Source organism: Pedobacter sp. AC212 (assembly GCF_979258625.1).
Genome location: NZ_OZ409870.1, coordinates 3,093,665 through 3,119,681 on the forward strand (window position 1 = coordinate 3,093,665; position 26,017 = coordinate 3,119,681).

General features: G+C 36.7%; 19 protein-coding genes, 1 tRNA gene, 1 pseudogene and 1 riboswitch. Of the genes and pseudogenes, 11 read left to right on the top strand and 10 right to left on the bottom strand.

All coding sequences use genetic code 11. The annotated features are described in order from the left end of the window. Nucleotides 1–52 precede the first annotated feature (52 nt). A complete protein-coding gene (locus ACZZZC_RS13530) occupies nucleotides 53–1,060 on the bottom strand; it encodes a hypothetical protein (RefSeq protein ID WP_463482514.1) in 1,008 nt (335 codons plus the stop codon). Nucleotides 1,061–1,252: 192 nt separating this feature from the next. Then, nucleotides 1,253–1,363: riboswitch (SAM riboswitch) on the top strand. A gap of 291 nt (nucleotides 1,364–1,654) precedes the next feature. On the opposite strand from ACZZZC_RS13530, the gene ACZZZC_RS13535 reads away from it, so the two are divergent. From ACZZZC_RS13535 to ACZZZC_RS13545, 3 genes and pseudogenes are all read left to right on the top strand, one after another. Beyond that, on the top strand, nucleotides 1,655–2,986 hold the full coding sequence (locus tag ACZZZC_RS13535; RefSeq protein WP_463482515.1) for an O-acetylhomoserine aminocarboxypropyltransferase/cysteine synthase family protein: 1,332 nt from the start codon (nucleotides 1,655–1,657) through the stop codon (nucleotides 2,984–2,986). A gap of 60 nt (nucleotides 2,987–3,046) precedes the next feature. After that, nucleotides 3,047–4,129: a homoserine O-acetyltransferase family protein gene (locus ACZZZC_RS13540; RefSeq protein WP_463482516.1), complete on the top strand. Its 1,083-nt coding sequence runs from the start codon at nucleotides 3,047–3,049 to the stop codon at nucleotides 4,127–4,129. A gap of 214 nt (nucleotides 4,130–4,343) precedes the next feature. Continuing rightward, nucleotides 4,344–5,590 (top strand): annotated as a pseudogene (locus ACZZZC_RS13545) (homoserine dehydrogenase). Between the two features lie 74 nt (nucleotides 5,591–5,664). On the opposite strand, the gene ACZZZC_RS13550 reads toward ACZZZC_RS13545, so the two are convergent. Continuing rightward, nucleotides 5,665–6,120, bottom strand: a complete 456-nt coding sequence (locus tag ACZZZC_RS13550; protein WP_463482518.1) for a hypothetical protein — start codon at nucleotides 6,118–6,120, stop codon at nucleotides 5,665–5,667. A gap of 16 nt (nucleotides 6,121–6,136) precedes the next feature. Further along, nucleotides 6,137–6,907, bottom strand: a complete 771-nt coding sequence (locus tag ACZZZC_RS13555) for a queuosine precursor transporter (protein WP_463482519.1) — start codon at nucleotides 6,905–6,907, stop codon at nucleotides 6,137–6,139. A gap of 145 nt (nucleotides 6,908–7,052) precedes the next feature. Here ACZZZC_RS13555 and ACZZZC_RS13560 point away from each other — a divergent pair, with 145 nt between their 5' ends. Further along, nucleotides 7,053–8,279 (top strand): multidrug effflux MFS transporter, encoded by a 1,227-nt coding sequence (locus tag ACZZZC_RS13560; protein ID WP_463482520.1) that lies wholly within the window; start codon nucleotides 7,053–7,055, stop codon nucleotides 8,277–8,279. Between the two features lie 11 nt (nucleotides 8,280–8,290). Here ACZZZC_RS13560 and ACZZZC_RS13565 read toward each other — a convergent pair whose 3' ends face one another. The 3 genes from ACZZZC_RS13565 to ACZZZC_RS13575 all read right to left on the bottom strand — a co-directional run bounded on the left by ACZZZC_RS13565 (nucleotide 8,291) and on the right by ACZZZC_RS13575 (nucleotide 12,347). Beyond that, nucleotides 8,291–10,717: a TonB-dependent receptor gene (locus ACZZZC_RS13565; protein WP_463487411.1), complete on the bottom strand. Its 2,427-nt coding sequence runs from the start codon at nucleotides 10,715–10,717 to the stop codon at nucleotides 8,291–8,293. A 171-nt stretch (nucleotides 10,718–10,888) separates the two neighbouring features. Further along, nucleotides 10,889–11,560, bottom strand: coding sequence for a ribulose-phosphate 3-epimerase (gene rpe / locus ACZZZC_RS13570; protein ID WP_463482522.1), 672 nt, complete (start codon nucleotides 11,558–11,560; stop codon nucleotides 10,889–10,891). 190 nt (nucleotides 11,561–11,750) lie between these two features. Then, complete coding sequence (locus ACZZZC_RS13575; protein WP_463482523.1) at nucleotides 11,751–12,347, bottom strand: hypothetical protein; 597 nt, start codon at nucleotides 12,345–12,347, stop codon at nucleotides 11,751–11,753. A 79-nt stretch (nucleotides 12,348–12,426) separates the two neighbouring features. Here ACZZZC_RS13575 and ACZZZC_RS13580 point away from each other — a divergent pair, with 79 nt between their 5' ends. Beyond that, nucleotides 12,427–13,050 carry a toxin-antitoxin system YwqK family antitoxin gene (locus ACZZZC_RS13580; protein ID WP_463482524.1) on the top strand — a complete coding sequence of 208 codons (624 nt, stop codon included), beginning with the start codon at nucleotides 12,427–12,429 and terminating at the stop codon, nucleotides 13,048–13,050. A 289-nt stretch (nucleotides 13,051–13,339) separates the two neighbouring features. Here the strand turns inward: ACZZZC_RS13580 and pnp are convergent, their stop codons facing one another. From pnp to ACZZZC_RS13595, 3 genes are all read right to left on the bottom strand, one after another. After that, entirely contained in the window at nucleotides 13,340–15,475 is a 2,136-nt protein-coding gene (gene pnp / locus ACZZZC_RS13585; protein WP_463482525.1) for a polyribonucleotide nucleotidyltransferase, read from the bottom strand. A gap of 175 nt (nucleotides 15,476–15,650) precedes the next feature. Beyond that, on the bottom strand, nucleotides 15,651–15,935 hold the full coding sequence (rpsO, locus tag ACZZZC_RS13590) for a 30S ribosomal protein S15 (protein ID WP_025146265.1): 285 nt from the start codon (nucleotides 15,933–15,935) through the stop codon (nucleotides 15,651–15,653). A gap of 346 nt (nucleotides 15,936–16,281) precedes the next feature. Further along, entirely contained in the window at nucleotides 16,282–16,674 is a 393-nt protein-coding gene (locus ACZZZC_RS13595; RefSeq protein WP_463482526.1) for a hypothetical protein, read from the bottom strand. 459 nt (nucleotides 16,675–17,133) lie between these two features. Between ACZZZC_RS13595 and ACZZZC_RS13600 the strand changes: the two genes are divergently transcribed. Next, the gene (locus ACZZZC_RS13600) at nucleotides 17,134–17,553 is read left to right on the top strand and encodes an acyl-CoA thioesterase (protein WP_463482527.1); all 420 of its coding nucleotides are present in this window, start codon (nucleotides 17,134–17,136) and stop codon (nucleotides 17,551–17,553) included. Nucleotides 17,554–18,064: 511 nt separating this feature from the next. Continuing rightward, complete coding sequence (locus tag ACZZZC_RS13605) at nucleotides 18,065–19,489, top strand: MATE family efflux transporter (RefSeq protein ID WP_463482528.1); 1,425 nt, start codon at nucleotides 18,065–18,067, stop codon at nucleotides 19,487–19,489. 100 nt (nucleotides 19,490–19,589) lie between these two features. Here the strand turns inward: ACZZZC_RS13605 and ACZZZC_RS13610 are convergent, their stop codons facing one another. Beyond that, nucleotides 19,590–20,894 carry a sugar MFS transporter gene (locus ACZZZC_RS13610; protein ID WP_463482529.1) on the bottom strand — a complete coding sequence of 435 codons (1,305 nt, stop codon included), beginning with the start codon at nucleotides 20,892–20,894 and terminating at the stop codon, nucleotides 19,590–19,592. Nucleotides 20,895–21,275: 381 nt separating this feature from the next. Here ACZZZC_RS13610 and ACZZZC_RS13615 point away from each other — a divergent pair. From ACZZZC_RS13615 to ACZZZC_RS13630, 4 genes are all read left to right on the top strand, one after another. Next, nucleotides 21,276–21,348: transfer RNA gene (locus ACZZZC_RS13615), tRNA-Lys, on the top strand. A 205-nt stretch (nucleotides 21,349–21,553) separates the two neighbouring features. Further along, nucleotides 21,554–21,865 (top strand): type II toxin-antitoxin system HigB family toxin, encoded by a 312-nt coding sequence (locus ACZZZC_RS13620; protein ID WP_463487412.1) that lies wholly within the window; start codon nucleotides 21,554–21,556, stop codon nucleotides 21,863–21,865. After that, nucleotides 21,849–22,208 carry a helix-turn-helix domain-containing protein gene (locus tag ACZZZC_RS13625; RefSeq protein ID WP_463482531.1) on the top strand — a complete coding sequence of 120 codons (360 nt, stop codon included), beginning with the start codon at nucleotides 21,849–21,851 and terminating at the stop codon, nucleotides 22,206–22,208. Before ACZZZC_RS13620 ends, ACZZZC_RS13625 begins: the two co-directional genes overlap by 17 nt. Before the next feature lie 561 nt (nucleotides 22,209–22,769). Next, nucleotides 22,770–26,006: a SusC/RagA family TonB-linked outer membrane protein gene (locus tag ACZZZC_RS13630; RefSeq protein WP_463482532.1), complete on the top strand. Its 3,237-nt coding sequence runs from the start codon at nucleotides 22,770–22,772 to the stop codon at nucleotides 26,004–26,006. The last annotated feature ends 11 nt before the right edge of the window (nucleotides 26,007–26,017 follow it).

Consider the following 26,017-nt stretch of genomic DNA (forward strand, 5'->3'; position numbering starts at 1 on the left):
AAAAGCGGGATTGCAAATCCATAAGAATTACAATCCCGCTCATATTCAAAATCTATTTAGGATTACAAACCGTTACCAATTTCGTAGAATAATTTGGTTCTAATGGCTCGTTTGTTTGCGCCAACCGCTGAGAACCAGTATTTGCAGGACAAGCAATATCGCCGGCAGCATCATAAACAATCTTATTTCCATTCGCCAACAACTCCTTCGGTACATAAACCTGAACTTTAGTAACCGAATAACCAGACGGAAAATAGCGAACGTAATAACCGTCAGGGTGTTTTGTCCAAATACCACTTGGCACATCGGCCCTTGGTGGCGCCATACCTGCAATAATGGCGTATTTTTCCATATCGGCATAGGTATAGTTGCCAGAAGAAACCAGTTGACGGATATTGTTTTCAGCCTCGAAAACAGCTTTAATCCCTGAGGGAAGCTGATCTTTAGCTTTTTCCATTACATCGAAAGGTAAAATACCTAAGGCACCGCCTTCCAGTTGGGTTAACTGTTTCGGTGTTAAAAGTTTCAATGCTGTTAGCTTTACTGTACCTGCATAATCAGCAAATTTTGTTCTGGCAATAATCGTCCAAAGCAAAATTTGAATATCATGCTGTTCCACCTCTGGATGTTTTTCTGCGCTCTTTAAAATGGCAACCACAATCTCTTCTTTCGGACCTAAAACAGGAGCAAACATGTAGCCATCCCCTTTCGAAGGTGCAAAAGTTCCGGCTTTTAAACAGTAGCTCTTATTTGTCATTTCATAAAATCCCTCGCACAAAACGAAACCTCCATCAGGGTTTTTAGGCAGTAAATATAGCGGCTGAAATTTTGCCTTAGCATTAAAATCAGGCATTTTTTCACCCTCGCGGTTTACATCTTCAAATGCTGTAGTAATGGCAGCGGGTTGCTTTAAAAATTTATCAACACCAAGAGCTTTAGCACCTTGTGCCGTTCCAACTTTTAATAGTTTGTCTTTTAATCCCCCGAATTGTGCCTGAGCTGTTAATCCTGATATTGCAATTAGCAGTACTAAGGAAGTAGATTTTATTTTTTTCATCATGATTAGATAGGTATGACAAACATAAAATTTTTAAGGTTAAGTTTATTTTATGATTTCAAATTAAAATTACGAATTTGATTCACAAGCACTTAACAAATTATCAGAATTTAATTTTGTTGTTTCGAAATTAAATTAGATATTTGAAATATTATTTGGTGAACAACTGAATAAAAGTCAATCTTTAATCGGATTGATTTATAAAGAAGTGGCGAGAGACTGGCTCCGTGACCCACTGGCAACCCTCAGAAAGAGAAGGTGCCAATTCCTGACCAAGTAACATGGTGTTATTTGGAGATATAAATTATAACTGATGAAAATACTAAATCTTCAATCGCAAAGCGAACCTCAGCTAAACCTCAATCAGGTAGAGAACTCTTCTATTTCATTGATTTGTTGTGATATGCGGGCGATTACTTGTATGTGCTGTTGCATACAGTAATTTAAAAATCTTCCTCCTTTGTTTCTTTTTCAAATTGGAAGGTCCCGATAGATCGGGATACGCCCTACAAAATTATCTTGATTTATGGTGATAAATTTTATAACCATAAGCTTGAAATCAATCTTCAACATTCATTTAATCAATCATTTAGAATTATGTCAACTTCATATAAATTTGAAACACTACAGTTACACGCTGGCCAGGAAATAGACCCAACCACAGGATCAAGAGCAGTTCCAATTTATCAAACTACCTCTTATGGATTTAAAAATGCCGAACATGGCGCTAATCTTTTCGCTTTAAAAGAATTTGGCAATATCTATACTCGTTTAATGAACCCAACGACTGATGTTTTTGAAAAAAGAATTGCGGCGTTGGAAGGTGGAGTTGCAGCGTTAGCAACAGCATCTGGTCAGGCGGCACAGTTTATTGCATTACATAATATTTTAGAAGCGGGAGATAGCATTGTTTCCTCAACACATATTTACGGAGGAACTTACAATCAATTTAAGGTGGCTTTCAAACGCCTGGGCATCCATGTAGATTTTGCAAATCCAGATGTGCCTGAAGAATTTGAGCAAAAGATAACAGAGAAAACAAAAGCGATCTACTTAGAAACCATTGGAAATCCGGCTTTCAGCATTCCTGATTTTGAGAAGATCGCAGCAATTGCGAAGAAATACGATCTTCCTTTCATCGTGGATAATACTTTTGGTGCTGGAGGTTATTTATTTAAACCTTTGGAACATGGCGCTAACATCGTAGTAGAATCTGCAACAAAATGGATTGGCGGACATGGAACCAGCATTGGAGGCGTAATTGTTGATGGTGGAAATTATAATTGGGGCAATGGAAAATTTCCGCAGTTCACCGAGCCATCAGAAGGTTATCATGGATTGGTTTTTAATGATGTTTTCGGCATCGGCGGCCCATTTGGTAACATTCAATTCATCATTCGTGCTCGAGTTGAGGGTTTAAGAGATTTGGGTCCTGCCCTTTCGCCTTTCAATTCATTCCTTTTATTGCAAGGTTTAGAAACGTTATCTCTTCGCGTACAACGCCATGTAGATAATGCTTTGGAGTTGGCCACCTGGTTAGAAAATCATCCGCTTGTTAAAGAAGTTCATTATCCAGGTTTAGCAAGCAGCAAATACAATAATCTGGCAAAAAAATATTTGAGCAATGGTTTCGGTGGTGTTTTATCTTTCGAATTAAATGGCACCAAGGAAAATGCAACCCAAGTTATAGATCAGTTAAAACTGGTTTCTCATTTAGCAAATGTCGGCGATGCTAAAACGCTGATTATTCAGCCTTCGGCAACCACACATCAACAATTAAGTGAAACGGAACAATTAGCTGCAGGTGTAAAACCAAATGCGTTAAGGGTTTCAGTTGGTATTGAGCATATCGATGACATTAAAGCAGATTTTGAGCAGGCTTTTGCTACTATCAGCGCTCACGCAACTGCTGAAAGTTTACAAGCCTAATACTATCCATCCCTCGAAAGGGTTGCAACAAAACATGTTTAAAAATTTACAGTCAATAATATGACCGATAGAAGTTCAAAGACCTCTTCAGAGGTTGGGGTGTATAATTATCCCAAACAGTTTAAGTTAGAAAGTGGCAAGAAAATTCGAAACTTGCAAATCGCTTTTCAAACTTATGGAAAATTAAATGCCAAAAAAGATAACGTAATTTGGGTTTGCCATGCTTTAACCGCAAATGACGATGTTTTTGAGTGGTGGGAAGGTCTGTTTGGGCAAAATGCTTTGTTTAATCCGGAAGAACATTATATCATTTGTGCGAATGTTTTGGGTTCGAACTACGGAACAACCAATCCTTTAAGTACCAATCCTGTAAACGGTTTACCTTATTATCTATCATTCCCACAATTTACTATCCGCGATTTTGTATCTGCTCACCAACTATTGGCCGATCATTTAGGCATTGGAAACATCAAATTATTAATTGGCGGTTCATTAGGAGGTCAGCAGGCAGTAGAATGGGGAATAATTGAGCCGAACAGAATTGAGAATCTTATTTTGGTTGCTACAAATGCTGTTCATTCTCCGTGGGGAATTGCTTTTAATGAAAGCCAGCGTTTGGCGATTACCACCGATAGAACTTTTTACGCTAACCAGCCAGATGGCGGTAGTAAGGGACTTAAAACCGCTCGTAGTATAGCGCTTTTGAGCTACAGAACTTACCATGCTTATGGCAATACGCAGGTAGAAAGCGTAAACGATAAAACGGATAATTTCAGGGCTTCATCATACCAAAATTATCAGGGAGAGAAATTGATAAACCGCTTCAATGCTTATAGTTACTATTATTTAACTAAAGCAATGGATAGCCACAACGTTGGTCGCAACCGTAAATCAATTGCCGAGGCTTTGAAGCTAATTAAAGCAAATACGCTAGTTATAGGAATTGAAAATGACTTCCTGTTTCCAATTTCGGAGCAGAAATTTTTAGCTGATCATATTAACGATGCGGAATTTGCCTCCATTCATTCTGAATATGGTCATGATGGTTTCTTGATCGAAACTAATGCATTAACAAACATCATCGGAAATTTCATTAAGGAAAGCAGAAACAAAAAAATTATCAAGTTGCAGCATACTGCCTAATCAGGCAGAAGCATGAACGGTGGAAGGTTTAAAATAAAAACCCAAGGTTAAAAACATAGAAATAATTAATCAGTCACGGAAAACTAGGGTACCTAATTCAGTGTAAATCCGTGTTTCCGTGGCAAATAAAAAATAGCAAAAACAAATGGTAGCGAAAGCCTTTTTGAGCATCTACTCTTGATACTTTTTCCGCTACTCGATACTATAAAACAACATGAGCAAAAATTTAAAAATCGGATTATTTGGTTTCGGAGTTGTAGGACAAGGTTTATTGGACATCATCCAAAGCCAGAACCTTAACCTTGAAATCATTAAAATAGCGATTAAAGACCCAAGAAAGAAACGTACCCTTAATAAAGATCTATTTACAACGGATAAAAACGAGATTCTGAATAATTCCGAAATCAATACGATTGTAGAGTTGATAAATGATGCTGATGCGGCTTACGAAATTGTAACTACGGCATTGAAGAATGGTAAAAACGTAGTTTCAGCAAATAAAAAGATGATTGCTACGCACTTGAAAGAGTTAGTAGATCTACAACAGCAACATGGCACATCGCTACTTTACGAAGGTGCAGTTTGCGGAAGTATTCCAATCATCAGAAACCTGGAAGAATATTATGATAATGAACTTTTCCATGCCCTGAGCGGAATTTTTAATGGTTCGTCGAATTATATTTTATCGAAAATTTTTAACGAAAATCAGAGTTATGATTCGGCACTAAAAAAGAAGCGCAAGACTTAGGTTTTGCAGAAACTGACCCAATTTTGGACGTTGGTGGATACGACCCAAAATACAAATTAGCTATCGCAACGGCGCATGCTTATGGCTTGTTCGTAAACCCTGATGCGATATTGAACATTGGTATTCAAAACCTGTCTCATTACGACATTAAATATGCTCGTGAAAAAAACTTCAAAATTAAACTGGTTCCAACAGCTAGAAAAGTAAACACAAAGGATATTGTAACCTATGTATTGCCAAAATTGGTAGCAAAAGATGATTTCTTATACAATGTAGAGAATGAATACAATGCGGTAACGGTTCAGGCGGCTTTTGCTGATAAGCAATTTTTCTTTGGCAAAGGTGCAGGTGGCCACCCAACAGGCGCTGCTGTACTTTCTGATATTGCTGCCTTACGTTATGATTATCGTTATGAGTACAAAAAATATCACTCAGAAAATGGTGTAAAACACACTGAAGATATTTTATTGGAGATCTATTTGCGTTATGCTGATGAAGATTTAATCAGTTTACTGGAGTTCGATAACATTAGCGAGCGTTATTCAGCCAGTGAGTACAAATACGTAATCGGTACGGTGAAATTGGGAAATTTGATTAGTAATCGTGATCTTCTACTAGATAAGAATGTTTTTGTCGCCTATACGGGTAGGCAGATTTACAAACAGGAGCAGGTTGCTGCAAATGTCTTCGCGGAAGAACTAGCGTCGATATAAGAATTTTTTAAGGTTAATTTTTTTATTTGTTTTGTTGTTAAGTACAAAGGTCGGAGCGATTCCGACCTTTTGCGTTATTTATTTTCTTTGATATATTTTTCGATAATTACCCGATCAACACCTTCTTTTTCAACTTTCTCCACTCCTGTTTGAGTAAGCGTATCATTTACTACAGTAATTTTGAAAGCAAATTTTTGGCCTTCCCAATTTTTGTTTTTATAGTATTGAAGATGCTCGGTGTAAGCGTTTCCATTTAGCGTATAACTTCCCCCACCAGCATCAAAACCTAAACTATCTTTAGGATTTGTAGAATGCTTTAAAAAGGCAAAATGTGTATCATTTATAACCTTAATCATTTCAAAATTCATTGGATAGTCGCTGGTTTTTCCAGTGTGTTTATCAATAATTTTTCCTGATATCAATTTCCAAGTGCCTCTAATATCATTTGGTTTAGCTTCCGCTCCACCTGGTTTTTCCTTACAGGCATATAAAAATGTTAAGGCAGCTACTATTATAAATATCTTTTTCATATTTTATTAAATGAAGCTATCCCCTTCCTGCCATTTCAGTTAGTTTTTTTGCTAAATCTTTCCCTAAATAACCATCAATTATAGCATGAACGATATAGAGAATAGGTGTCATTAAAATAGCAACAAGGAATTTGTAAGTATAATTTACTAAACCAATGGCAGCAACCATTTGCCAGCTATAATGATATTGAGGGTTTAAATAAAATGCGATGAAAATTACTACGAAACTATCAATCAGTTGAGAAACCAAAGTTGAACCAGTAGCTCGTAACCATAACGACTTCTCTCCGGTTATCTTTTTTATCCGATGGAATATTAAAACATCGGCGAGCTGCCCCACAATAAAAGCAATGATAGAACCCACGATAATCCACATGCCTTGGCCAAAAATACCAGCGAAGGCGTTATTCATATTCAAATCTTCACCGTTTATATTTTGATGAACCCAAAAATCGGCTGCGCTTAAATGCATAGAGCCCCAAACCACTAAAAACGCAAAAGCTATCAAAATGGAAGTTAAAATAGATAGAAACCGCACTTGTTTTACCCCAAAATATTCGTTTATGATATCGGTCATGATAAAAATGATTGGCCAGGTAAGCACTCCCGCCGACATTACAAACGAAAGATTAGGCACACCAAATAAGTTAATATCAAACTTCTTGAAACCCAATGTTTCTTCAACACTAAATAATTTTACACCGATAAATTCTGATAATATTGCATTCGCCACAAAAAAACTCCCCAGAACGAGAAGTAAGCGGCTTTCTTTAGTTTTAAAAGTCATAGCGTATAAATCTAAAGATAAATCGAATGAGATTTAGTTTTTAAGCTGTAATTTTTTCCAAGACTTTTACACTCATTCGACCTTAAAAATAGGTTTGCAAAAATAATCTACCAATCTTTGCGACTTCAAAAAAATCGGAATATTCATGGATAAGAAACAGCACTTTTATCTTATATTAATTTTGGGCTCCTTGGCGGCGCTTGGCCCTTTCTCAATTGACATGTACTTGCCAGGTTTTGTTGATATTGCTAAAGATTTAAAAAGCACCGAATCTACAGTTGCATTATCGCTATCTAGTTTCTTTATCGGAATTTCTGCAGGCCAGCTACTGTATGGCCCGTTGTTAGATAAATACGGAAGAAAAAAACCGCTGTTTTTTGGATTGGCTTTGTATATCGTGTCCTCATTTTTATGCTTAGCCGTTACAGATGTAAATCAATTAATTGTTTTGCGTTTTGTACAAGCTATTGGCAGTTGCGCTACGGCAGTAGCTTCAGTAGCAATGGTTCGCGATTTATTTTCTGTTGAAGAAAGTCCGAAAGTGTTTGCATCGCTGATGCTAGTGATCGCCGTTTCACCGATGCTTGCCCCAACTGCTGGCGGCTATTTGATATCCGCATTAGGTTGGAAATATGTTTTCGTATTTTTAGGCTTTATGGCTATAATAATATTGCTGGCCTCCATTTTCAAACTTCCCGAAAGCTATAAACCTGACCCCAATTATTCCTTAAAGCCGAAACCCATTTTAAAAAGTTTCTTAACGGTTTTAAAAGAGCCGCAATTTTCCACTTATGCACTTATCAGCTCAATTACATTTTCAGGCCTATTTGCTTATGTATCATCATCGCCACAGGTTTTCATGAAGATTTACGCCGTTAGCAAAACTGGTTATGGGTGGATCTTTGCACTGCTTTCTGTAGCCTTCATTGGTTCGAGCCAACTAAACAGTTTATGTTTACGATGGTTAACGAGCAAAAAAATTGTTACGATAGCGCTTTTAGCTCAATGCGTATTCAGTTTAATATTTTTGATTTTTGCTTTAAACGATTGGTTAAATTTATATTCAACCATTGGTTTTATCGCTTTATTCCTATGTTGCTTGGGCTTTATCAATCCAAATGCAGCAGCTTTATCATTAGCTCCATTCAGCAAAAATGCTGGGAGTGCATCTGCACTTATGGGTGCTTTGCAAATGGGTCTTGGTGCACTAGCTTCTGTAATGGTGAGTTTATTTAGTGAGCACTCGGTTATTCCTATGCCTTTAGTGATGACCGCTGCAGCATTTATCGCTTTAGTATGCCTATTGATCGGAAAACGATTTATTAAAACTGAAATCGAGGCCTCGGAAAATGCAGCAGTTGTTGCGCATTAGCGCTTTCCAAACTATGGATTGTTTTTCAATTTCACGATCAACTTCAGATTAAACTGTCTGCCGGTTAAATAATTTGGAATTGCATACTGCACGTTATCCACATCTTTTAGCCACAGGTACGATACGGTATTATCGATATTCAACATATTAAAAACCTCGAAAAACAGCATTACAGAGCTAAAGTTTTTATCCAGAAACTTTGGCTTATGAAGCGCCGCATCATCAAGAAAATCTTTGGAGAAACCAATATCAACCCGCTTGTAAGATGGAACATAAAACTTATCCAAATATCGTGGCGTTTGTGATGGACCAATTGGCAAACGAGAACCATATAAGGCATTTAAGTGTACCTTGTAAGTTGGACTATTTAACAACTTATCCTGAAAGAAGATAGAAAAATTCAATCTTTGGTCGGTTGGGCGTTTTAAATAACCTGGATAAATGGTTTCGCCATTTTGAATATAGCTATCGCCGATAAGATCTTCATTGGCATGCATAACCGACATACGGAAATAAGAAACCAAATCTTTTACAAACTCGCCCCCAATACTAAAATCGGCGCCATATGCATAACCTCGTGAAACTTCGTTTGCCAAGTATTTAATCCGAAGATTATCAATTTTGTATGGAATTAATCTATCAGAATATTTGAAATATGCTTCAGAAGTGAACTTTAAACGCGTTCCAAAAGCATCAAAGGCATAATCATAACCTACAGATGTGTTATAAGAACTTTGTGCCTTTTGGTTGATATTCAGCTTCCCTGTAAAATCACGAATGGTTCGGTACGACGGCGGCTGCTTATAAACTCCAGCAGTAAACCTTAAAATTTTATTATTTGAGTTGGGGCGATAAGCAATCAACAACCTCGGACTAATTAACAGTTGTTTACTTAATGAATTATAGGTTGCACGGGCACCAAGCTGCAGTTCTGCATAATTTGAAAGCGAGTAACTATCTTGAATATAAGCACTATAATTTTTAATATCGATGTTATTTTCTACGTTGATGACATTTTGTAATTCGATGTTTTTTGAATGATTAGGCAAAATATATCCAGCAGAATCAGTGTAGTTATATTCATTCAAGCGATCATCATATTTAGATTTGTCAAACTTCAATCCCCAGGAGAAAACGTGATTGTCGAAATTTTGATCCACTTTAATTTCTGATGCAAAAACCTGGGTATTCAAACTATTTCGGCCATAATTGTAATAACTTCCTATTCCTTTGTTTTTAGTAACTGGACCGAAATTTTCTACAGGAAAAGTATTGTCTACCTCATCAAAAATATAACTCCCATCTATATCAAATCGTTCCCTTTCTATGGTATTGAAGTAGCTATTTATAAACTTAATTACCAAATTGGGTTTGGGAGAATAACTTGCCGTAACTGCTGATCCTAAAGTCTGGTAGTCATCAATTTCTTGCCCGGTATAATCAACATCCAGGCGAAGTGTGGTATTTAACGTTCCGAATTGTGTTTCGCGATTGGTAGGCTCCAGTTTAAACTGCCCCAAATTCAAATTCCCCAAAACATTTATGTTAAATTTTGAGGAGAAATCGTACTGGTACATCAACTGTGCATCTGCAAAATTAGGATTATAACTCCCCTTTTCATCTTGTTTAATAAGCACACTTGAATTGTTTTTATACCGTAAACCTGCCAGCAAAAAACTACGCTTAAAAATCCGCTTTGCTGTTAAAGAAGTGTTCAAAAGACTTGTACTTAAAATGGTTTGGTTACTATCAGGCTTATCGTATCTAATATCCAAAACAGACGAAAGTTTATCGCCATATTTTGCCTCAAAACCACCTGCTGAAAATTTTGCTTTGCTAACCAGTTCGGAATTTATAAAACTAAGTCCCTCCTGTTGACCGTTGCGAATTAAAACGGGTCGGTTTATTTCAACATCATTAATATAAATGAGATTTTCATCGAAATTTCCACCTCTAACACTGTATTGCGCACTTAATTCATTGTTTGTTGAAACACCAGGTAGGGTTTTAAGCATGGTTTCGAAGTTTCCGGAAACCAAAGGCATGGAGGCAATATCTGCAATATTAATTGTGGTGGTATTACTGAGCTGATTTTGTTTATTCGTGATGGTTACTTGTTCTAACTCATTAATATTGGCAATTAGCTTTACCTGTTGAGTAATTCTAGCGCCCGAACGTTCGTTAAACTTTAAAGTTTGTGGCCGGTATCCAAGCAAGGAATATTTGATACTAAAGCTTCGTGATTTTGAATAGATGGTATAAACACCAAATTCATCGGTTACAGTTGATTGCCCCTGCCCTAAAACGATAACGGTAACTTGCGACAGTGGCAACTTTTCTTCGTTGTAAACTATCCCCGAAATCCTAACCTGCGGCTGAGCAATAGCTAAACTGCAACCAGCAATAAAAAGGAATAAGAGCAGCCGAAATTTGAGCATTGGTTAGCGTAGAGATTTGGTTAATTTTTACCACAGATGCAGACAGAATTTTGTTGCCACGAAACACAGATTGACACGGAATTAAACTTTCAGTGATTTCGGTGTTTCTGTGCTGGATTATTTGTTTTTACATCTTTATCTGCGTTCATCCTTTTTATATGTGGTTAAAATTTAAATACTGATACCAGTGGTTGTTAAACTTTTCATTTTAGAAATCATTTCAGCTGGGTTTTCATCCGCAAAAATGGCGTTTCCAGCAACAAAAGCATTAGCACCAGCCACTACTAATGATGCCAGATTGGATAATCCTACACCACCATCAACTTCTATAATCAATTCGTCATTTACGCCTTGAATTAAACGCTTTAAATCTTGAATTTTCTTATAAGTATTGTGGATAAATGCCTGTCCGCCAAAACCTGGGTTTACCGACATGATCAAAACCAAATCCAGGTCTTCAATTACATCTTGCAATAAAGTAACTGGTGTATGTGGATTTAAAGCAACGCCAGCTTTACATCCTGATGATTTTATGAGCTGAATGGTTCTATGCAAATGGGTGCAGGCCTCGTAATGAACGGTAATTCTATCTGCACCAGCTTTCGCAAATTCAGGAATAAATTTGTCAGGCTCCACAATCATTAAATGCACATCCAGAGATTTTGTTGCATGTTTTTTAACAGCTGCCATCACGGGGAAGCCAAAAGAAATATTGGGCACAAAAACACCATCCATTACATCAACATGAAACCAATCGGCTTCACTTTGGTTAATCATTTCAATATCTCGTTGTAAATTACCAAAATCGGCAGAAAGTATGGATGGAGCAATGATGTATTTCATTTATTTTATTTTGTTGCCATTGCAAGGTACGAAGCAATCTCAATTCCACCTATAAAGAGTAAAAAGGATCGCTTCGTACCTCGCAATGACGAATTAGTTAAAAAATATTAGCAACAATGCAAGTTACAAAATCATTTTAAACTTAATTATATGTCAACAAAAAACCCTTTCTACTGAAAGGGTTTAATTACTATTTTAATTTAATTTCAAGCGATTGCCCATCCCTGGTAATTTCCAAAAACTTTTCAATTCTATCAGTATAATTATTGGTATAACTCTGATATTCGTAATAATCTGTTCGTCCACCATAATTATTATAGCCACTGCCACGATAAACTGGCGTTGAGCCCGACTTAGAGTAACCTGCGATACATTGAAGAAAATATTTACCAGGCTTCATTTTATCAAATTTAAATCTTCCATATTCATCTGTTTGAATGGTAATTCGCCAACGAAAAGCATCTTCAGACATATAAACACTCGTTTTCTTATTTTCTTCTTTCTTTCTTAACCGATACCATTCTTCGAAATACGGTGTTACCGGAAATAACGTGACCTGAACATTTGCAGCTTGAATTTTCGGCGCTAGTGGTCCTCTATAACCGAGCGAAGTCTTTGGCCCGGTAATGGCAACTCCTTCAATACTCGATGTTCCTAAGGCCAACATACTTTTAGCTTGCAATGAATCAAAAGGAACCTGCGGATAATACGCAGTCTTCTGTGCATTCGATTGTATGAAAGTAGTACTGAAAACTAGGGATAGAATAAAAATTTTTAGTTTTTTCATAAGCGAAATATAGAATTTGTTTTTTGAAAATGTATTTATATTATTACATAATTAAACTTTTTTGAAATAAAAATCAATAATGATGAATAAATACTTGTACACAATCTTGTTAATTTTCACTTCTAACCTTGTCTTTGCCCAAAAAGAAAAGCCTTGTGGAATGAAAGACGGATTACAAGAAGGAACTTGTAAAGAGTTTTTCGGCAATGGAAAAGTGAGTTCTATACTTAACTGGAAAAAAGGGAAAAGAGAAGGAACTGCTAGTTATTTCTATGAAAATGGTCAAGTAAAATCAACTGGAAATTTTACTAAAGACAAGCGGAATGGCGAGTGGAAGTACTTTTATGAAAATGGAATTTTGGAAGCAGATGAATTTTACGTTTTTAGAGATTTTGCAGAATTAAAAGAAGGTACTTTTAAAAAGTTTTTTAAGGATGGTAAAGTAAGCGAAACCTGTGCTTACGTAGATGATAAATTAGAAGGAAACTTTACCTCTTATTTCAGCAATGGAGGTGTATCGCAACAAGGTGCTTACAGCAAAGATAAACAAGTTGGGGACTGGAAAAGCTTTTTTGAAAGCGGTAAGCCTAAGTGCGAATCTACTTATGTAAACGGAAACAAAGAGGGGGCGAGAATTTGTAAAGATGAGAAGGGAAAAGTTGTAAGTGAAGAGATTTACAAAAATGGAGTTAAAATAAAATAGTTGATCGCAGCTCAGATTTCATCACATACTCACCTACGTTATATTTTTTGAATTATTTTCTCCCCAAGATGGTCGTTACGTTAATTTTATCTCATAATCCTAATAGCAAGAAAAAATGCTGAAACAAACAGCATGAAGGTGAAGTTATAACTTCAAGTAAATCATGCTTTTCATTCGCAAAAAAGCCCTTTCAGTTTTACGCTGAAAGGGCTAATTAGTTGTAGTCACTCTGAATTTATTTCAAAGCCTGTTTTTACAGATGCTGAATAAATTCAGCATGATAGTATGGCTAAGCTTGTGGCGCAGCTGGTTTTTCTGGTCTAGGTAATAAAACTTTACGAGAAAGTTTCATTTTACCTTGTTTATCGATGTCTAGCAATTTAACTTCGATTTTATCGCCTTCTTTTAATACACCGTCCATAGTTTCTAAACGTTCCCATGAAATTTCAGAGATGTGTAATAAACCATCTTTACCTGGCATAACCTCAACAAATGCACCGAATGGCATAATTGATTTTACTTTACCTTGGTAAACTTCACCAATTTCTGGCTTAGCTACGATGTTACGGATACGGGTTACAGCAGCATCAATTGCAGCTTTATTATCAGCAAAAATTTCTACGATACCTTTACCTTCAACTTCTTCGATAGAAATTGAAGCACCGGTTTCGCGTTGCATTTCTTGAATAATTTTACCTCCAGGGCCGATAATTGCACCAATAAATTCTTTCTCGATAGTGATAGAAACGATACGTGGAGCATGTGGCTTCATGTCTTCATTAGGCTGAGCAATCGTTTTCTTCATCTCGTTTAAGATATGTAAACGACCTTCTTTAGCTTGTAATAAAGCTTTAGTTAATACTTCGTATGATAAACCATTGATTTTTAAATCCATCTGACAAGCAACGATACCATTTTCAGTACCCGTTACTTTAAAATCCATATCGCCTAAGTGATCTTCATCACCTAAAATATCAGAAAGGATTGCATATTTACCAGTCTTCTCATCAGTAATCAAACCCATTGCGATACCAGAAACCGGCGATTTGATTTTAATACCTGCATCCATAAGTGCCAATGTACCAGCACAGACAGTTGCCATTGATGATGAACCGTTAGATTCTAAAATATCAGAAACAATACGGATAGTATATGGATTAGCTTCACCTTGAGGTAAAACTTTTTTCAAAGAACGTTGTGCTAAAGCACCGTGACCAATTTCGCGGCGACCAGCACCTCTGTTTGGTCTAACCTCTCCAGTTGAGAAACCAGGGAAATTATAGTGCAACAAGAATTTTTGGTAACCGTTAAAGAAAGCACCATCAATCATTTGCTCATCATCTTTGCTACCTAAAGTAACTGATGTTAACGATTGAGTTTCGCCACGTGTAAATACAGCTGAACCGTGAGCAGCAGGTAAATAACCAACTTCACTCCAAATTGGACGAATTTCAGTAGTCTTACGGCCGTCTAAACGAATACCCTCATCTAACAAAAGATTTCTAATTGCATCATACTGAACATCATGGTAATAATGTTTAGCCATTGCTTTAGTTAAATCTGCTGTATCTTCTGGCATTGCCTCGAAAAATTCATTAATGATTGCAGTGAAACCAACTTTACGCTCATCTTTGTTCGAACCAGATTTCGCAACTGCGTAAACTTTATCGTAAGTATCAGCATAAACTTTAGCTTTCAAATCAGCATCATGGTCTTCATGGCTATATTCGCGTTTTACCGTTTTACCAGTAGCCTCAGTTAATTCAACCTGAATCGCACATTGAACTTTAATTGCATCATGTGCAAATTTTAAAGCCTCAACCATTTCATCTTCCTGAATTTCATCACATTCGCCTTCAACCATTCCGATATCGTTAGCCGAACCAGCAACCATAAATTCTAAAGTTGCACGCTCTAAATCGCTAGCATATGGATTGATTACCAATTTGCCATCAATTTTTGCCACACGTACTTCAGAAATAGGACCGTTGAAAGGAATATCAGAAACTGATAAAGCTGCAGATGCTGCTAAACCAGCTAAACAATCTGGCATTATATTTTTATCAGCAGAAATTAATGAGATCATCACCTGAGTATCAGAGTGATAATCAGAAGGGAACATTGGGCGCAAAGCTCTGTCAACCAAACGAGAAATTAAAACCTCGTAGTCAGATAACCTTGCCTCGCGGCGTAAAAAACCTCCAGGAATACGACCAGTAGCCGCATATTTCTCTTGATAATCAACCGATAAAGGTAAAAAATCAGTACCTGGTTTAGCACCAACAGTAGATACAACAGTTGCTAACAACATTGTATCGCCCATTTTAACTACCACCGAACCATCAGCTTGCTTAGCCAATTTCCCTGTTTCGATTTCTACAATTCTGCCATCGCCCAAATCGAACGATTTTTTTATTACATTCATTTAAATAGAATTATGGTGTGTTTTCCTCTTTCTACACACCGTTGTTTATATATGTTTTTGTTTTTGCAAACGAAGATAAGATTAAAACACTTATCTATAATAAATCCCGTTAAATATTTAACAGGAAACGTAAAAAGCCATTCTCTAAAGAATGGCTTTCGTTGATAAAATTCGCTTATTTTTGTTTGATGATATCACGAAGCGATAAAGCTTTAATGATAGCACGGTAGCGCTCAATATCTTTTTTGTATAGGTAAGCCAAAATACCGCGGCGTTTACCTACCAATTTTTGAAGTGACAACTGAGTAGAGAAATCTTTACGATTTTTCTTTAAGTGTTCTGTTAAGTGCGCAATACGGTATGTAAATAACGCTACTTGACCTTCTGCAGAACCAGTGTTGGTTTCTACTTCGCCGTGTTGTTTAAAGATTTCGGCTTTCTTTTCTGGACTTAAATACATTTCTTGAATAATATTAAAGCAATAAAAATTAATTAATTGTTCCAAAAAGCATTTCTTTGGAATGTGGCAAAGATAAAGCTATTTTTGATTATTAGCAAGAGTAATCAGCAGATAGTTAAACGGCTCGTTTACTGGGTTTAGAATTCGGAAAGCACATTGTAGTTTTAATCGGTTGCTGCACTCCCGCCCTCGCTGCAATCTTTTTGCCTACAGTACCCCTTTTGTCGTCTTTGTGAGGAGGAACGTCGAAGCAATCTCATTCAGCAAGTGTTGCAAAAAGTATTTTCGCTAAGTCGGGTTTAGGGAACTTAAGGCTGTGCAATGAACTTAATTTTAAACTATAGTTTTACATTTCAGTTGTGACGTAAATGCTGGAACCACCAAGGACGTTTCTTCTCCAAATACCCTGACTGCTACTTCTTAAAAAACTATCTGAAGCACCCAACTTTGCACCAAATACAACAAAATTTTGTGCACTAGGCAAATACTCAAAAGCTACTACAAAATCTTCATCAATATAAATAGACTCATCTTTTAAATCTAGACTAAACCAACCTTTACTAACCTTAGCATTTCTTATAATACTTTTTTCAATCAGCCTATTTCCAGGTAAGCCATTTTCGAAAGCATAGAAATTTAAGCGAATATTTACCTCCTTTGAAGATTCTGAGATAACATATATATTAGCATTAAGTATTCTCGCAGGTTTTTTGAGATGTATTAATCTCGCCTGCTCCATTATATCAGTTTTTTGATAACTCTTTGTAGGTATAGAAAGCATCGGTGTTCTGCCAGTTATTCCAAGCTTATATTGCTTTAACTTTTTATTAGTTATTTTAACTTCAGAAAGTGAAATAATTTTTTCTTCAAGAATAATATCTACACTAGTTTTATTCTTAAGTGAACTAATAAGATAACTCTTATCTTTAAATCCAATGCTGGAAAAAGTAAGAGAATCATTAAGTAGTGAATCTGGAATTAAAATACTGAATCTCCAGCTAACTTATTAAGTTTAACCAATTCAAGAAATCTGTCTTCTGACGAAAGAGATAAAAATTTAACTTCACGATTTTTTTTCGATTTCTTCCCTAGCAACATCCAAATGATATATCTTCAATCGACCCATAATTTAAAATTACACAAAAACTTAAAATGCATCTAATATTAAAAACCCTATTTTTGCACAAAACAATTACCCTTGGAAAAGAATCAATTTAGCATTTTCGAAAGCGAGCTACGTGTACGTCCCGATGATATAGACATGTTTAATCATGTGCACAACAGCAAATACCTGGATTATGTATTGGCCGCCCGTTATGAGCAAATGGAAAAATTCTATAATATGCCTTGGGAACATTTCACCAAGCAAGGTTTAGGTTGGGTGGTGAGCCATGTGGATATTAATTTCAAACGTCCGCTTTTGATGAACGACCTGATGTTAATACGAACAGGCATTTTAACCATGCATGATAAAGGTTGTTCTGTTCAGTTTGAAATCATCAACAAAAAAACGGGCAAAGTTGCTTCTGACGGGATCTTTGATTATGTGTTAATTGATTTAAACACCAGCCGCGGAACAAAAGTTACTGAGGAAATGATAAAGGCCTATAGTATATAAAGTGATTTTCAGTTTTTATGTAATTCCATAGATTTTAGCCACCTCGGTTCGTGTCATCACGAAATGGGAACGGCAACTTTAAAATTGCTGTCATTTTGAGGCACGAAGAATCCGCAACCTAGTTGTTCTGTCTTAAAATATTGCACTCACATTTTTCGTAGGTAAATTGGCGGTTGTATTTCATCGCTTGGAGATTCTTCACTGCGTTCAGAATGACAAACCTATAGTCATGTTGCATTTATACAGCATATGAATAAATGTTGAAATAAAATTCCGTGATTTCTGTGTTTCCGTGGCAAATAGATTAATCAATACCCTAAAAATCAGTCATCAAAAATTGACAATTCAAAAATTTATTTATATTTGAGCTATCAAAAAGAACAGAACCATGATAGTATCTGCAATCCGTTTTAGGTTTTAAATAACCGAGGATTCCCTCCCATTTCAATTTAAGATTTGTGCAGCTAGCTGCCTATCTTTTGGTTTATTCATCATAATTTACTTTATATATATGTCACAGTCAGTAAAGACACAGGGCAAACTATCATCTTTTTTTGATGTACTTGTACAATCATTAAAAGGCCACGAAGTTGATTTAACTTCAATCAGTATAAAACGAGCAATAATTCTATTAGCCATTCCAATGATGCTGGAAATGGCCATGGAATCAGTTTTTGCTTTAGTCGATTTATATTTCGTAGGTCACTTAGAAAACAGCAGTCACGCCATACAAACTGTAGGCTTAACCGAGTCGGTTTTAACCATTATTTATTCATTAGCCATTGGTTTAAGTATGGCTGCAACCGCCGTTGTAGCCAGAAGAATTGGCGAGAAAAACCCAGAAGCAGCGGCGAAAGCTGGTATGCAAACTATTGTGATAGCAGTAGCAATTAATATTTTAATCAGCATTGCTGGATTAATTTATGCCCGAGATATCCTTCTATTAATGGGCGCTTCAATAGAAACTGCAAACCACGGAACCACTTTCGTACGCATTATGATGGGCGGAAGTGTTATCATTGTTTTATTATTTTTAATCAACGGAATTTTTCGTGGTGCTGGAAACGCAGCAATTGCGATGCGAAGTTTATGGATTGCAAACATTGCAAATATCATCCTCTGCCCTATTTTTATCAATGGATTCGGACCAGTTCCTGCATTTGGGTTAACAGGAGCAGCAATTGCAACAACAATCGGACGTGGATTGGGCGTTTGTTACCAGATTTACAATTTATTCAACGGAAAAAATGCTTTAAAGATCCGGATCAGTCAATTTCTTCCCGACTTAGAGCAGATCAAAGCCATTGTCAAAATTGCTGCTCCAGCCATCTTTCAATTTGTAATAGCGAGTTGCAGCTGGGTATTTCTAGCAGAATTGGTAGCAACCACTGGTGGCGATGAAGGTTCAGCAGGCTATCAGACAGCATTACGATTAATGATGTTTTTCATGCTTCCAGCCTGGGGATTAAGTAACGCTGCTGCAACTTTGGTTGGACAGAATTTGGGTGCCGGACATATTGATAGAGCGGAAAAATCTGTTTTCCAAACGTTAAAATACATCATCATTTTCATGGCTGTGGTAAGTGTTATATTTTTAACCTGTGGCCATTTATTTGCTTCCTTCTTTACATCCGATGTAAAAGTGATTGAAATTGCAAGTCGTGCTTTGAAAATATTAAGTATTGGTTTTGTTATTTATGGAGCTGCGATGGTATTTAGCAGTGCTTTTAATGGCGCAGGCGATACCTGGACGCCAACCAAAATCAACATATTCGCTTTCTGGCTGTTCCAGATCCCTTTGGCTTACTTTCTGGCTAAGTATTTAGAAATGGGTCCAACTGGCGTTTTCATTGCCATTCCCACGGCTGAAGCAGGAATCGCTGTAGCGGCTTTCATCCTATTCAAGAAAGGTAAATGGAAGAAAACGATGGTGTAAGTGTCTTGAAACTTCAAACATTTACATCGTTTGAGAAAAACGCAAAACATTAAAGTTTACGAAGACTTACCTGGCCAACAGATGCTTGGCCAGGTAAGTCTTACTTATATTTAAACCCCACCTTGTGACCTTTAATCGCAAAGTATATAATGTACAGATATGCCGGAAGCATAGCAAATAAAAATGCGTGTTGAAAGTCGATATGCAACTTGTCTTTTAAAAAGCCATAAACTAAAGGCCAAATTGCACCACCAGCAATTCCCATAATCATAATGGCCGATCCCGTCTTGGTAAACTTACCTAACCCCTTAATTCCCAACGGAAAAATAGCTGGCCACATTAGAGAATTTGCCAATCCTAATAAAGCAACGGAATAATAAGAAACATATCCAGTTGTAAAAACCGAAATAATAGTTAATAGCACACCCGAAAGCGCACAAATTCTCAATGCCATTTGCTGTGATACAAACCGAGGAATAGTAGCAATTCCTAGTACGTAACCCACAAGCATACATATTAAAGTAAAAGAAGTTGAGAAACGCAGCAAATCGGCGTCGATATGTAATTCACGACCGTAGGTATTTATTATATCGCCGGCCATAACTTCTACTGCTACGCAACTGAATATGGCCAAAGCGCCTAAAAATAAATGTGGATATTGGAAAATACTTGTTTTAGCAACAACCGGAGTTAGCGACTCATCATTTACTAAAACCTCCTCATCGTCTTCAGCATTAATTTCAGGCAAATGCACAAATTTAATAAGAATTGCAAAGAGCACAAATACCACCGCCAATACAATGTAAGGGGTATGAACCCGATGTAGAAGTTCATCTAAAATTGCATTCTTGGCATTTATATCTATAGTTGTTTCTAATTTTGCGGTAACCTCCTTTGCATTGTCTAGAAATAAAATACCGAAAATAATGGGTACCATAACACCAGCGCCCTTGTTACATAAACCTGCAATTGATATACGAGCTGCCGCACTATCGATGGGGCCAATAATACTTAAATAAGGGTTTACAGCAGTTTGTAAGAGTGCCATAGCAGACCCCTGAACAAATATTCCTGCTAAAAACAGACTAAAACTTCTATTATCGGCAGCCGGGATAAATATTAAAGAACCAACTCCCAAAATTACCATACCCAATACCAATCCATTTTTAAAGCCTATCTTTTTTAAAATCCATGAACTTGGTAATGCTAAGAAGAAGTAAGCGATGTAGGATGCAAATGTGACAAAGAATGCCTGTAAATCAGTTTTTAGGTTGAGTGCTAATTTCAAAAAAGGGATTAAAGTTCCATTAGCCCAGGTTACAAAGCCAAAAATAAAAAACAGGGCACAACAAATTATCATGGGTAATAGTGCCGTTTTCTTTTGCGGTTTAGAGGGGTTGATCATTTTTTATAGTTGTTAAAGTTGGTTTGTTTAGTTAATAGGACCAAACTAAGCAATTTAACTATAACTTTTCAACTCAAACGTTTGCGTGATTTTCAGCATCAATTCCGTTGGGTGTCTCTGTTCTAACTGTTAGATAACCCTTTATGTCAATTAAACCAATAAATTCCGATGGTTGACAACCAAACTATAAAAAATGACCATCACGGTTAATTTATTACTATTTTAAATTGAGGTTTTCGTTCAAAATTGTGAGCACGAATAATTAATTGCCTTATAAATCAATACAGTAGCACTTTTTCAATATTTTTATTTGCATGAGATATATGGTAACCCTATATTTGCATCACTTTAAAGGAAACGGACAACGTTTTTAATAAAGAAGATTCCGTAGCTCAGCTGGTAGAGCATTACACTTTTAATGTAGTGGTCCTGGGTTCGAATCCCAGCGGGATCACGAAATGCCTCAATGAAAATTGGGGCATTTTGCATTAAAAGATATTTAGGAGAATAAAAATTACCTCAATCTAACGTTCACAATCATATTAGAATCTTTACAATCTAATTTCTAAGATTGCTATTTGCTTACCTACTTAAATCTGAAAAAAAATCAATCAACCCTATGTTCCCTTTTTGGGAACAAATTAGTATATTTGTTAAATATGCGAGTGATAGCCGTAAAAACCCTTAAGGACTATATTGATGAATTCCATCAGGCAGAACAGGCATTATTGAGCTGGCATGAAGAGGCGGTTTCTGCATTATGGAATAATCCGAATGAGCTAAAAGCACAATATAAAAATGCTTCTGTTCTCAATGAAAAAAGAGTTGTTTTTAATATTCACGGCAATAGTTATCGCTTAATAGTAGATATAGAGTACAGATTAAAAATTGTGTTTGTTGTGTGGTTTGGTTCGCATCAACAGTATGATAAAATAAATGCTAAAACAATTAGTTATGTTAAAACCAATTAAAACTGAGGAAGAATACGATAATGCTCTAGCTCATGTGTATGAGTTGATGCAAACTGATATCATCGAAGGTTCTTTAATTTCTGATGAATTAGAAATTTTGAGCCTATTAATCAAGGAATATGAATTAGTACATTATCCTGTTTCTTATCCTAATCCAATTGAAGCTATAAAGTTTAGGATGGAACAAATGAACTTGTCTGAAAACGAACTCAGCAATTTATTAGGTACGCGTTCAAGGAAATCAGAGGTTCTATCGGGAAAAAGAAAACTAAGCCTGTCTATGATCCGAAAATTAACTGATGTACTCCACATCCCGGCAAATGTTCTAATTCAAGCTTACTAATTATAGATTTTAGAAAATATTGAAATCAAATGCTTAGCTATTTGGTTAGTCGAATTTGAAATCCACCCATAAAACGATTTAAACTTTCATTTTTAAACTAGGTTAAAGTCTTATCGGGATCACGAAAAACCTCACAGAAATGTGAGGTTTTTTTGTTTAATCACATTCAAACTGATCAGGCCGAAAAAATTTTCGCTTGGTTGTGAGCATAGGCATCTCAGGCAAAATCTTGCAGATAAATCTCCAGTGGTTAAAAGTGTTCTTCGAAAAAACTTCTAATCCATCCGTGAAAGTTTTTCAGCAACTCCTATTCCCTTGATCTTCCAAAAAAATTAACATTCCTTACAGGATAGAACAGGATGGAATAATTGTTTAAAACCGCTAACATCGCATAAGTTTAACCAAATATATATCCGTATCAACGACTAACTTACAGCCCGTAAATCCGCAATCTTATTATTTTTCCACTATGATCGCTGTGTTACCGAAAGGTAAACTACTGGAAGACGTTTCGCAAATCATTGATCGCTTATTAACCAAATATTAATTAAAATCATTACCATGAATTTGAATTTCCAATCAAAATCAAATCATCGGCTAAATGTATCAAGCAGAAAAAAAATCCTGATTGTAGGTGTTTCTGCATTGTCGTTTATGCTCATGAGTAACACCGTTAATGCGGCATCAGGCGCTGAAATTGTGCGCATTGTTCATGCAAAAAACAGTAAAAAACTCGATGTTACTGTAAAGGGAAAAATTACTGACGACAAAGGCGAAACCCTGGTAGGCGTTAGTATTAAAATTAAGGGCACAGCTCTGGCAACCACAACAGATGCCAACGGTGCATTTTCAATCAACATCCCTTCGACGGTTACAAATCCTGTTTTAGAGGTAAGTTATATTGGGTATGCAAGCCAGGATGTTCCGGTAAATGGAAGAACAACTATCACTGTCCAGTTGAAAAGTTCAATTAATGATCTTGATGAGGTAGTGATTGTGGGGTATAATACCGTTAAGAAAAGCGATTTAACGGGAGCTGTAGTGAGTGTGGGTGCCGAAGAAATTAGATCAAGACCGGTAACCAATGCATTGCAGGCTATTCAGGGTAAAGCAGCCGGCGTTGATATTACATCGAATGAACGCCCAGGGCAATTGGGAAGTATATTGATTCGTGGTGTAAGATCACTTACGGCAAGTAATGCGCCGCTATACGTAGTTGATGGAATTCCATTGCAGGCTGGTGGCATTGAGGCAATAAATCCAAATGACATTGAAACAATCGACATTCTGAAGGATGCGTCTGCTACAGCTATTTATGGCTCACGAGGCGCTAATGGTGTCGTTTTGGTATCTACTAAGAAAGGTAAGGCAGGACGATTGACTTTGGACTACGTTGGAACAGCAACGATCGAAAAATTAAACGACAGAGCAGAAATGATGAACTCAGGTCAGTATATTGAGTTTCGCCGCGATGCTTACCGCAGAACAGCCTATATCAATTCGATAAACGGAACCAACACTGCTCCTATTTATAATTATCCTGTAGTGGCTACACAAGCTGCCGATCGCGAGATTTTTAAACAAGATCCAAACATGCTGGCCAACCTCGATCAAGGTTGGGTTAATGGGGTATTTGATGGTAGTTTAGTACCCACAACGAATTGGGGAGATTTGGTAACCAGAACTGGCGTAACACAAGATCATGTGTTGAGTGTGAGCGGTGGTACTGATAAAATTAAGGCATACGGTTCATTCGGTTATTTAAACCAAGAAGGAACTCAATTGGGTCAGGATTTTGAACGTTACAGCGGAAAGCTGAGCATAGAAATTAATCCGGTAAAATGGTTTAAAATGGGTGCTAACTTAACGGCAACCTATGGATTGCAAAACTATGGTTTCCAGGCGGCGAGTGCTTCAGGAGCTAGTAGTATTTATTTTGCAGCACGTGGCATGCTTCCTTTAGCTATTCCCTTTGATGCTAACGGTAACCGCATTAACTTACCTGGGGGCGATATAAACATTCAAAACCCGGTTTTAGAAGCAGACTACAATATCAACTTGCGCAAAACCTTGCGCACATTAGGTTCTGTATTTGCTGAAGTAAATATTCTAAAAGATTTAAAATACCGTGTCAACTTCGGTCCTGATTTCTCAAACTATTATAATGGAAGATATCAAGATGCGAAATCGGTTAATCGCGATGCTGGGGTACCAGGATCAATTAATAATTATGCGCAATTAAATCAAAATAGCCGATTTGCTTATACGCTTGATCATTTACTATACTATGATAAGACCATTAATAAACACAATTTTGGTGTAACTTTATTGCAAAGTTCATCATCTTACCGTGAAGAATCATCATCATTAACAGGAAGCAAAATTTCATTACCAAACTCACTTTGGTATGGTTTAAATACAGGTAACATTACAAATTTAGATGCGTTTGATGCCAATTTAAGGAAGTCGACATTAGTTTCTTATATGGCCAGGGCTAACTATAGCTGGAACAGTAAATATTTGTTAACGGCTTCTGCCCGTTGGGATGGAGCCTCACAGTTAGCTGCTGGTAACAAATGGGATTTTTTCCCTTCTGCAGCGTTGGCATGGAGGTTAGAGCAAGAAGATTTCATGAAAGATATTAAATGGGTTAACCAGTTAAAATTGAGACTTGGTGTGGGTAGCACAGGTAACTCATCAGTAGATATTGGTAGTACACTTGGTTTGCTTCAACCGCTAACTTACACTTTCGGAACTTCACCGCAAACTGGTTATGTATCTTCAGATGCCTCTCTAGCAAATCCTATCCCGCTCCCTAACAAATTATTAAGCTGGGAAAAAACATTACAATATAACTTAGGTCTTGATTTCGATTTAATTAAAGGCAGAATCTCTGGTTCATTGGATTTATACAAATCGAAAACAACGGATTTAATTTTGTTGAAAAAGATTGCTTCAGTAAACGGCTATACCACATCATTTGATAACGTGGGTTCGACAAAAAACAAAGGACTTGACCTTACTATTAACAGTATAAACATCAAAAGCGATGATTTCACATGGGAATCGACTTTAAACTTCTCTATGAGCAAGGATGAAATTGTAAAACTGGACAACGGTGATATGGTTAACGACCGTTTCTTCATTGGTCAAAGAAATGGTGTGGCTTACGATTATGTGAAGGAAGGGATTTGGCAAAATACACCAGAAGACATGGCAGAGATGGCCAAGTTCAATGCAAATATTGCTGCAAAAACCAGTTGGTTTGCTCCCGGTAGCGTTAAAGTAAAGGATATAAACGGCGATTATAAAATAGATGCAAACAATGATCGCCAGGTATTAGGCCACTACAATCCGAGCTGGACAGGTGGTTTAACAAATACTTTTGCTTACAAAGGTTTCGATTTATCAATTTTTATGGTGGCTCGCTATAATTTCTTAATCCAAACAGGCGCAGAACCTTTACAAGGGCGTTTTGCACAACGTGTGGTTGATTATTGGACACCGACTAACCCTACAAATGCTTATCCTGCTCCGAATTATGCTAGCGCAAGTGGCGATCAATACATAAGTGCTTTGAACTACCAAGATGCTTCATTTATCAAAATCAGAAACATCTCATTGGGTTACAATTTCGCTGCAGACATCGCAAAGAAACTAACATTGTCTCGCTTGAGAGTCTATGCACAAGTGATTAATCCAGGATTGATTTATTCAAATGTTAGCTGGATCGATCCCGATTTAGGTGGATCTACTTTTAACAGAGGTTTTGTATTTGGAATTAACGCTAGCTTCTAGCCAAAGAAAAA

What these genes read in the sequence shown, in the direction of transcription:
- ACZZZC_RS13530 (WP_463482514.1), bottom strand. Translation starts at nt 1,060, where the DNA reads ATGATGAAAAAAATAAAATCTACTTCCTTAGTACTGCTAATTGCAATA.
- ACZZZC_RS13535 (WP_463482515.1), top strand. Translation starts at nt 1,655, where the DNA reads ATGTCAACTTCATATAAATTTGAAACACTACAGTTACACGCTGGCCAG.
- ACZZZC_RS13540 (WP_463482516.1), top strand. Translation starts at nt 3,047, where the DNA reads ATGACCGATAGAAGTTCAAAGACCTCTTCAGAGGTTGGGGTGTATAAT.
- ACZZZC_RS13550 (WP_463482518.1), bottom strand. Translation starts at nt 6,120, where the DNA reads ATGAAAAAGATATTTATAATAGTAGCTGCCTTAACATTTTTATATGCC.
- ACZZZC_RS13555 (WP_463482519.1), bottom strand. Translation starts at nt 6,907, where the DNA reads ATGACTTTTAAAACTAAAGAAAGCCGCTTACTTCTCGTTCTGGGGAGT.
- ACZZZC_RS13560 (WP_463482520.1), top strand. Translation starts at nt 7,053, where the DNA reads ATGGATAAGAAACAGCACTTTTATCTTATATTAATTTTGGGCTCCTTG.
- ACZZZC_RS13565 (WP_463487411.1), bottom strand. Translation starts at nt 10,717, where the DNA reads ATGCTCAAATTTCGGCTGCTCTTATTCCTTTTTATTGCTGGTTGCAGT.
- rpe (WP_463482522.1), bottom strand. Translation starts at nt 11,560, where the DNA reads ATGAAATACATCATTGCTCCATCCATACTTTCTGCCGATTTTGGTAAT.
- ACZZZC_RS13575 (WP_463482523.1), bottom strand. Translation starts at nt 12,347, where the DNA reads ATGAAAAAACTAAAAATTTTTATTCTATCCCTAGTTTTCAGTACTACT.
- ACZZZC_RS13580 (WP_463482524.1), top strand. Translation starts at nt 12,427, where the DNA reads ATGATGAATAAATACTTGTACACAATCTTGTTAATTTTCACTTCTAAC.
- pnp (WP_463482525.1), bottom strand. Translation starts at nt 15,475, where the DNA reads ATGAATGTAATAAAAAAATCGTTCGATTTGGGCGATGGCAGAATTGTA.
- rpsO (WP_025146265.1), bottom strand. Translation starts at nt 15,935, where the DNA reads ATGTATTTAAGTCCAGAAAAGAAAGCCGAAATCTTTAAACAACACGGC.
- ACZZZC_RS13595 (WP_463482526.1), bottom strand. Translation starts at nt 16,674, where the DNA reads ATGGAGCAGGCGAGATTAATACATCTCAAAAAACCTGCGAGAATACTT.
- ACZZZC_RS13605 (WP_463482528.1), top strand. Translation starts at nt 18,065, where the DNA reads ATGTCACAGTCAGTAAAGACACAGGGCAAACTATCATCTTTTTTTGAT.
- ACZZZC_RS13610 (WP_463482529.1), bottom strand. Translation starts at nt 20,894, where the DNA reads ATGATCAACCCCTCTAAACCGCAAAAGAAAACGGCACTATTACCCATG.
- ACZZZC_RS13620 (WP_463487412.1), top strand. Translation starts at nt 21,554, where the DNA reads ATGCGAGTGATAGCCGTAAAAACCCTTAAGGACTATATTGATGAATTC.
- ACZZZC_RS13625 (WP_463482531.1), top strand. Translation starts at nt 21,849, where the DNA reads ATGTTAAAACCAATTAAAACTGAGGAAGAATACGATAATGCTCTAGCT.
- ACZZZC_RS13630 (WP_463482532.1), top strand. Translation starts at nt 22,770, where the DNA reads ATGAATTTGAATTTCCAATCAAAATCAAATCATCGGCTAAATGTATCA.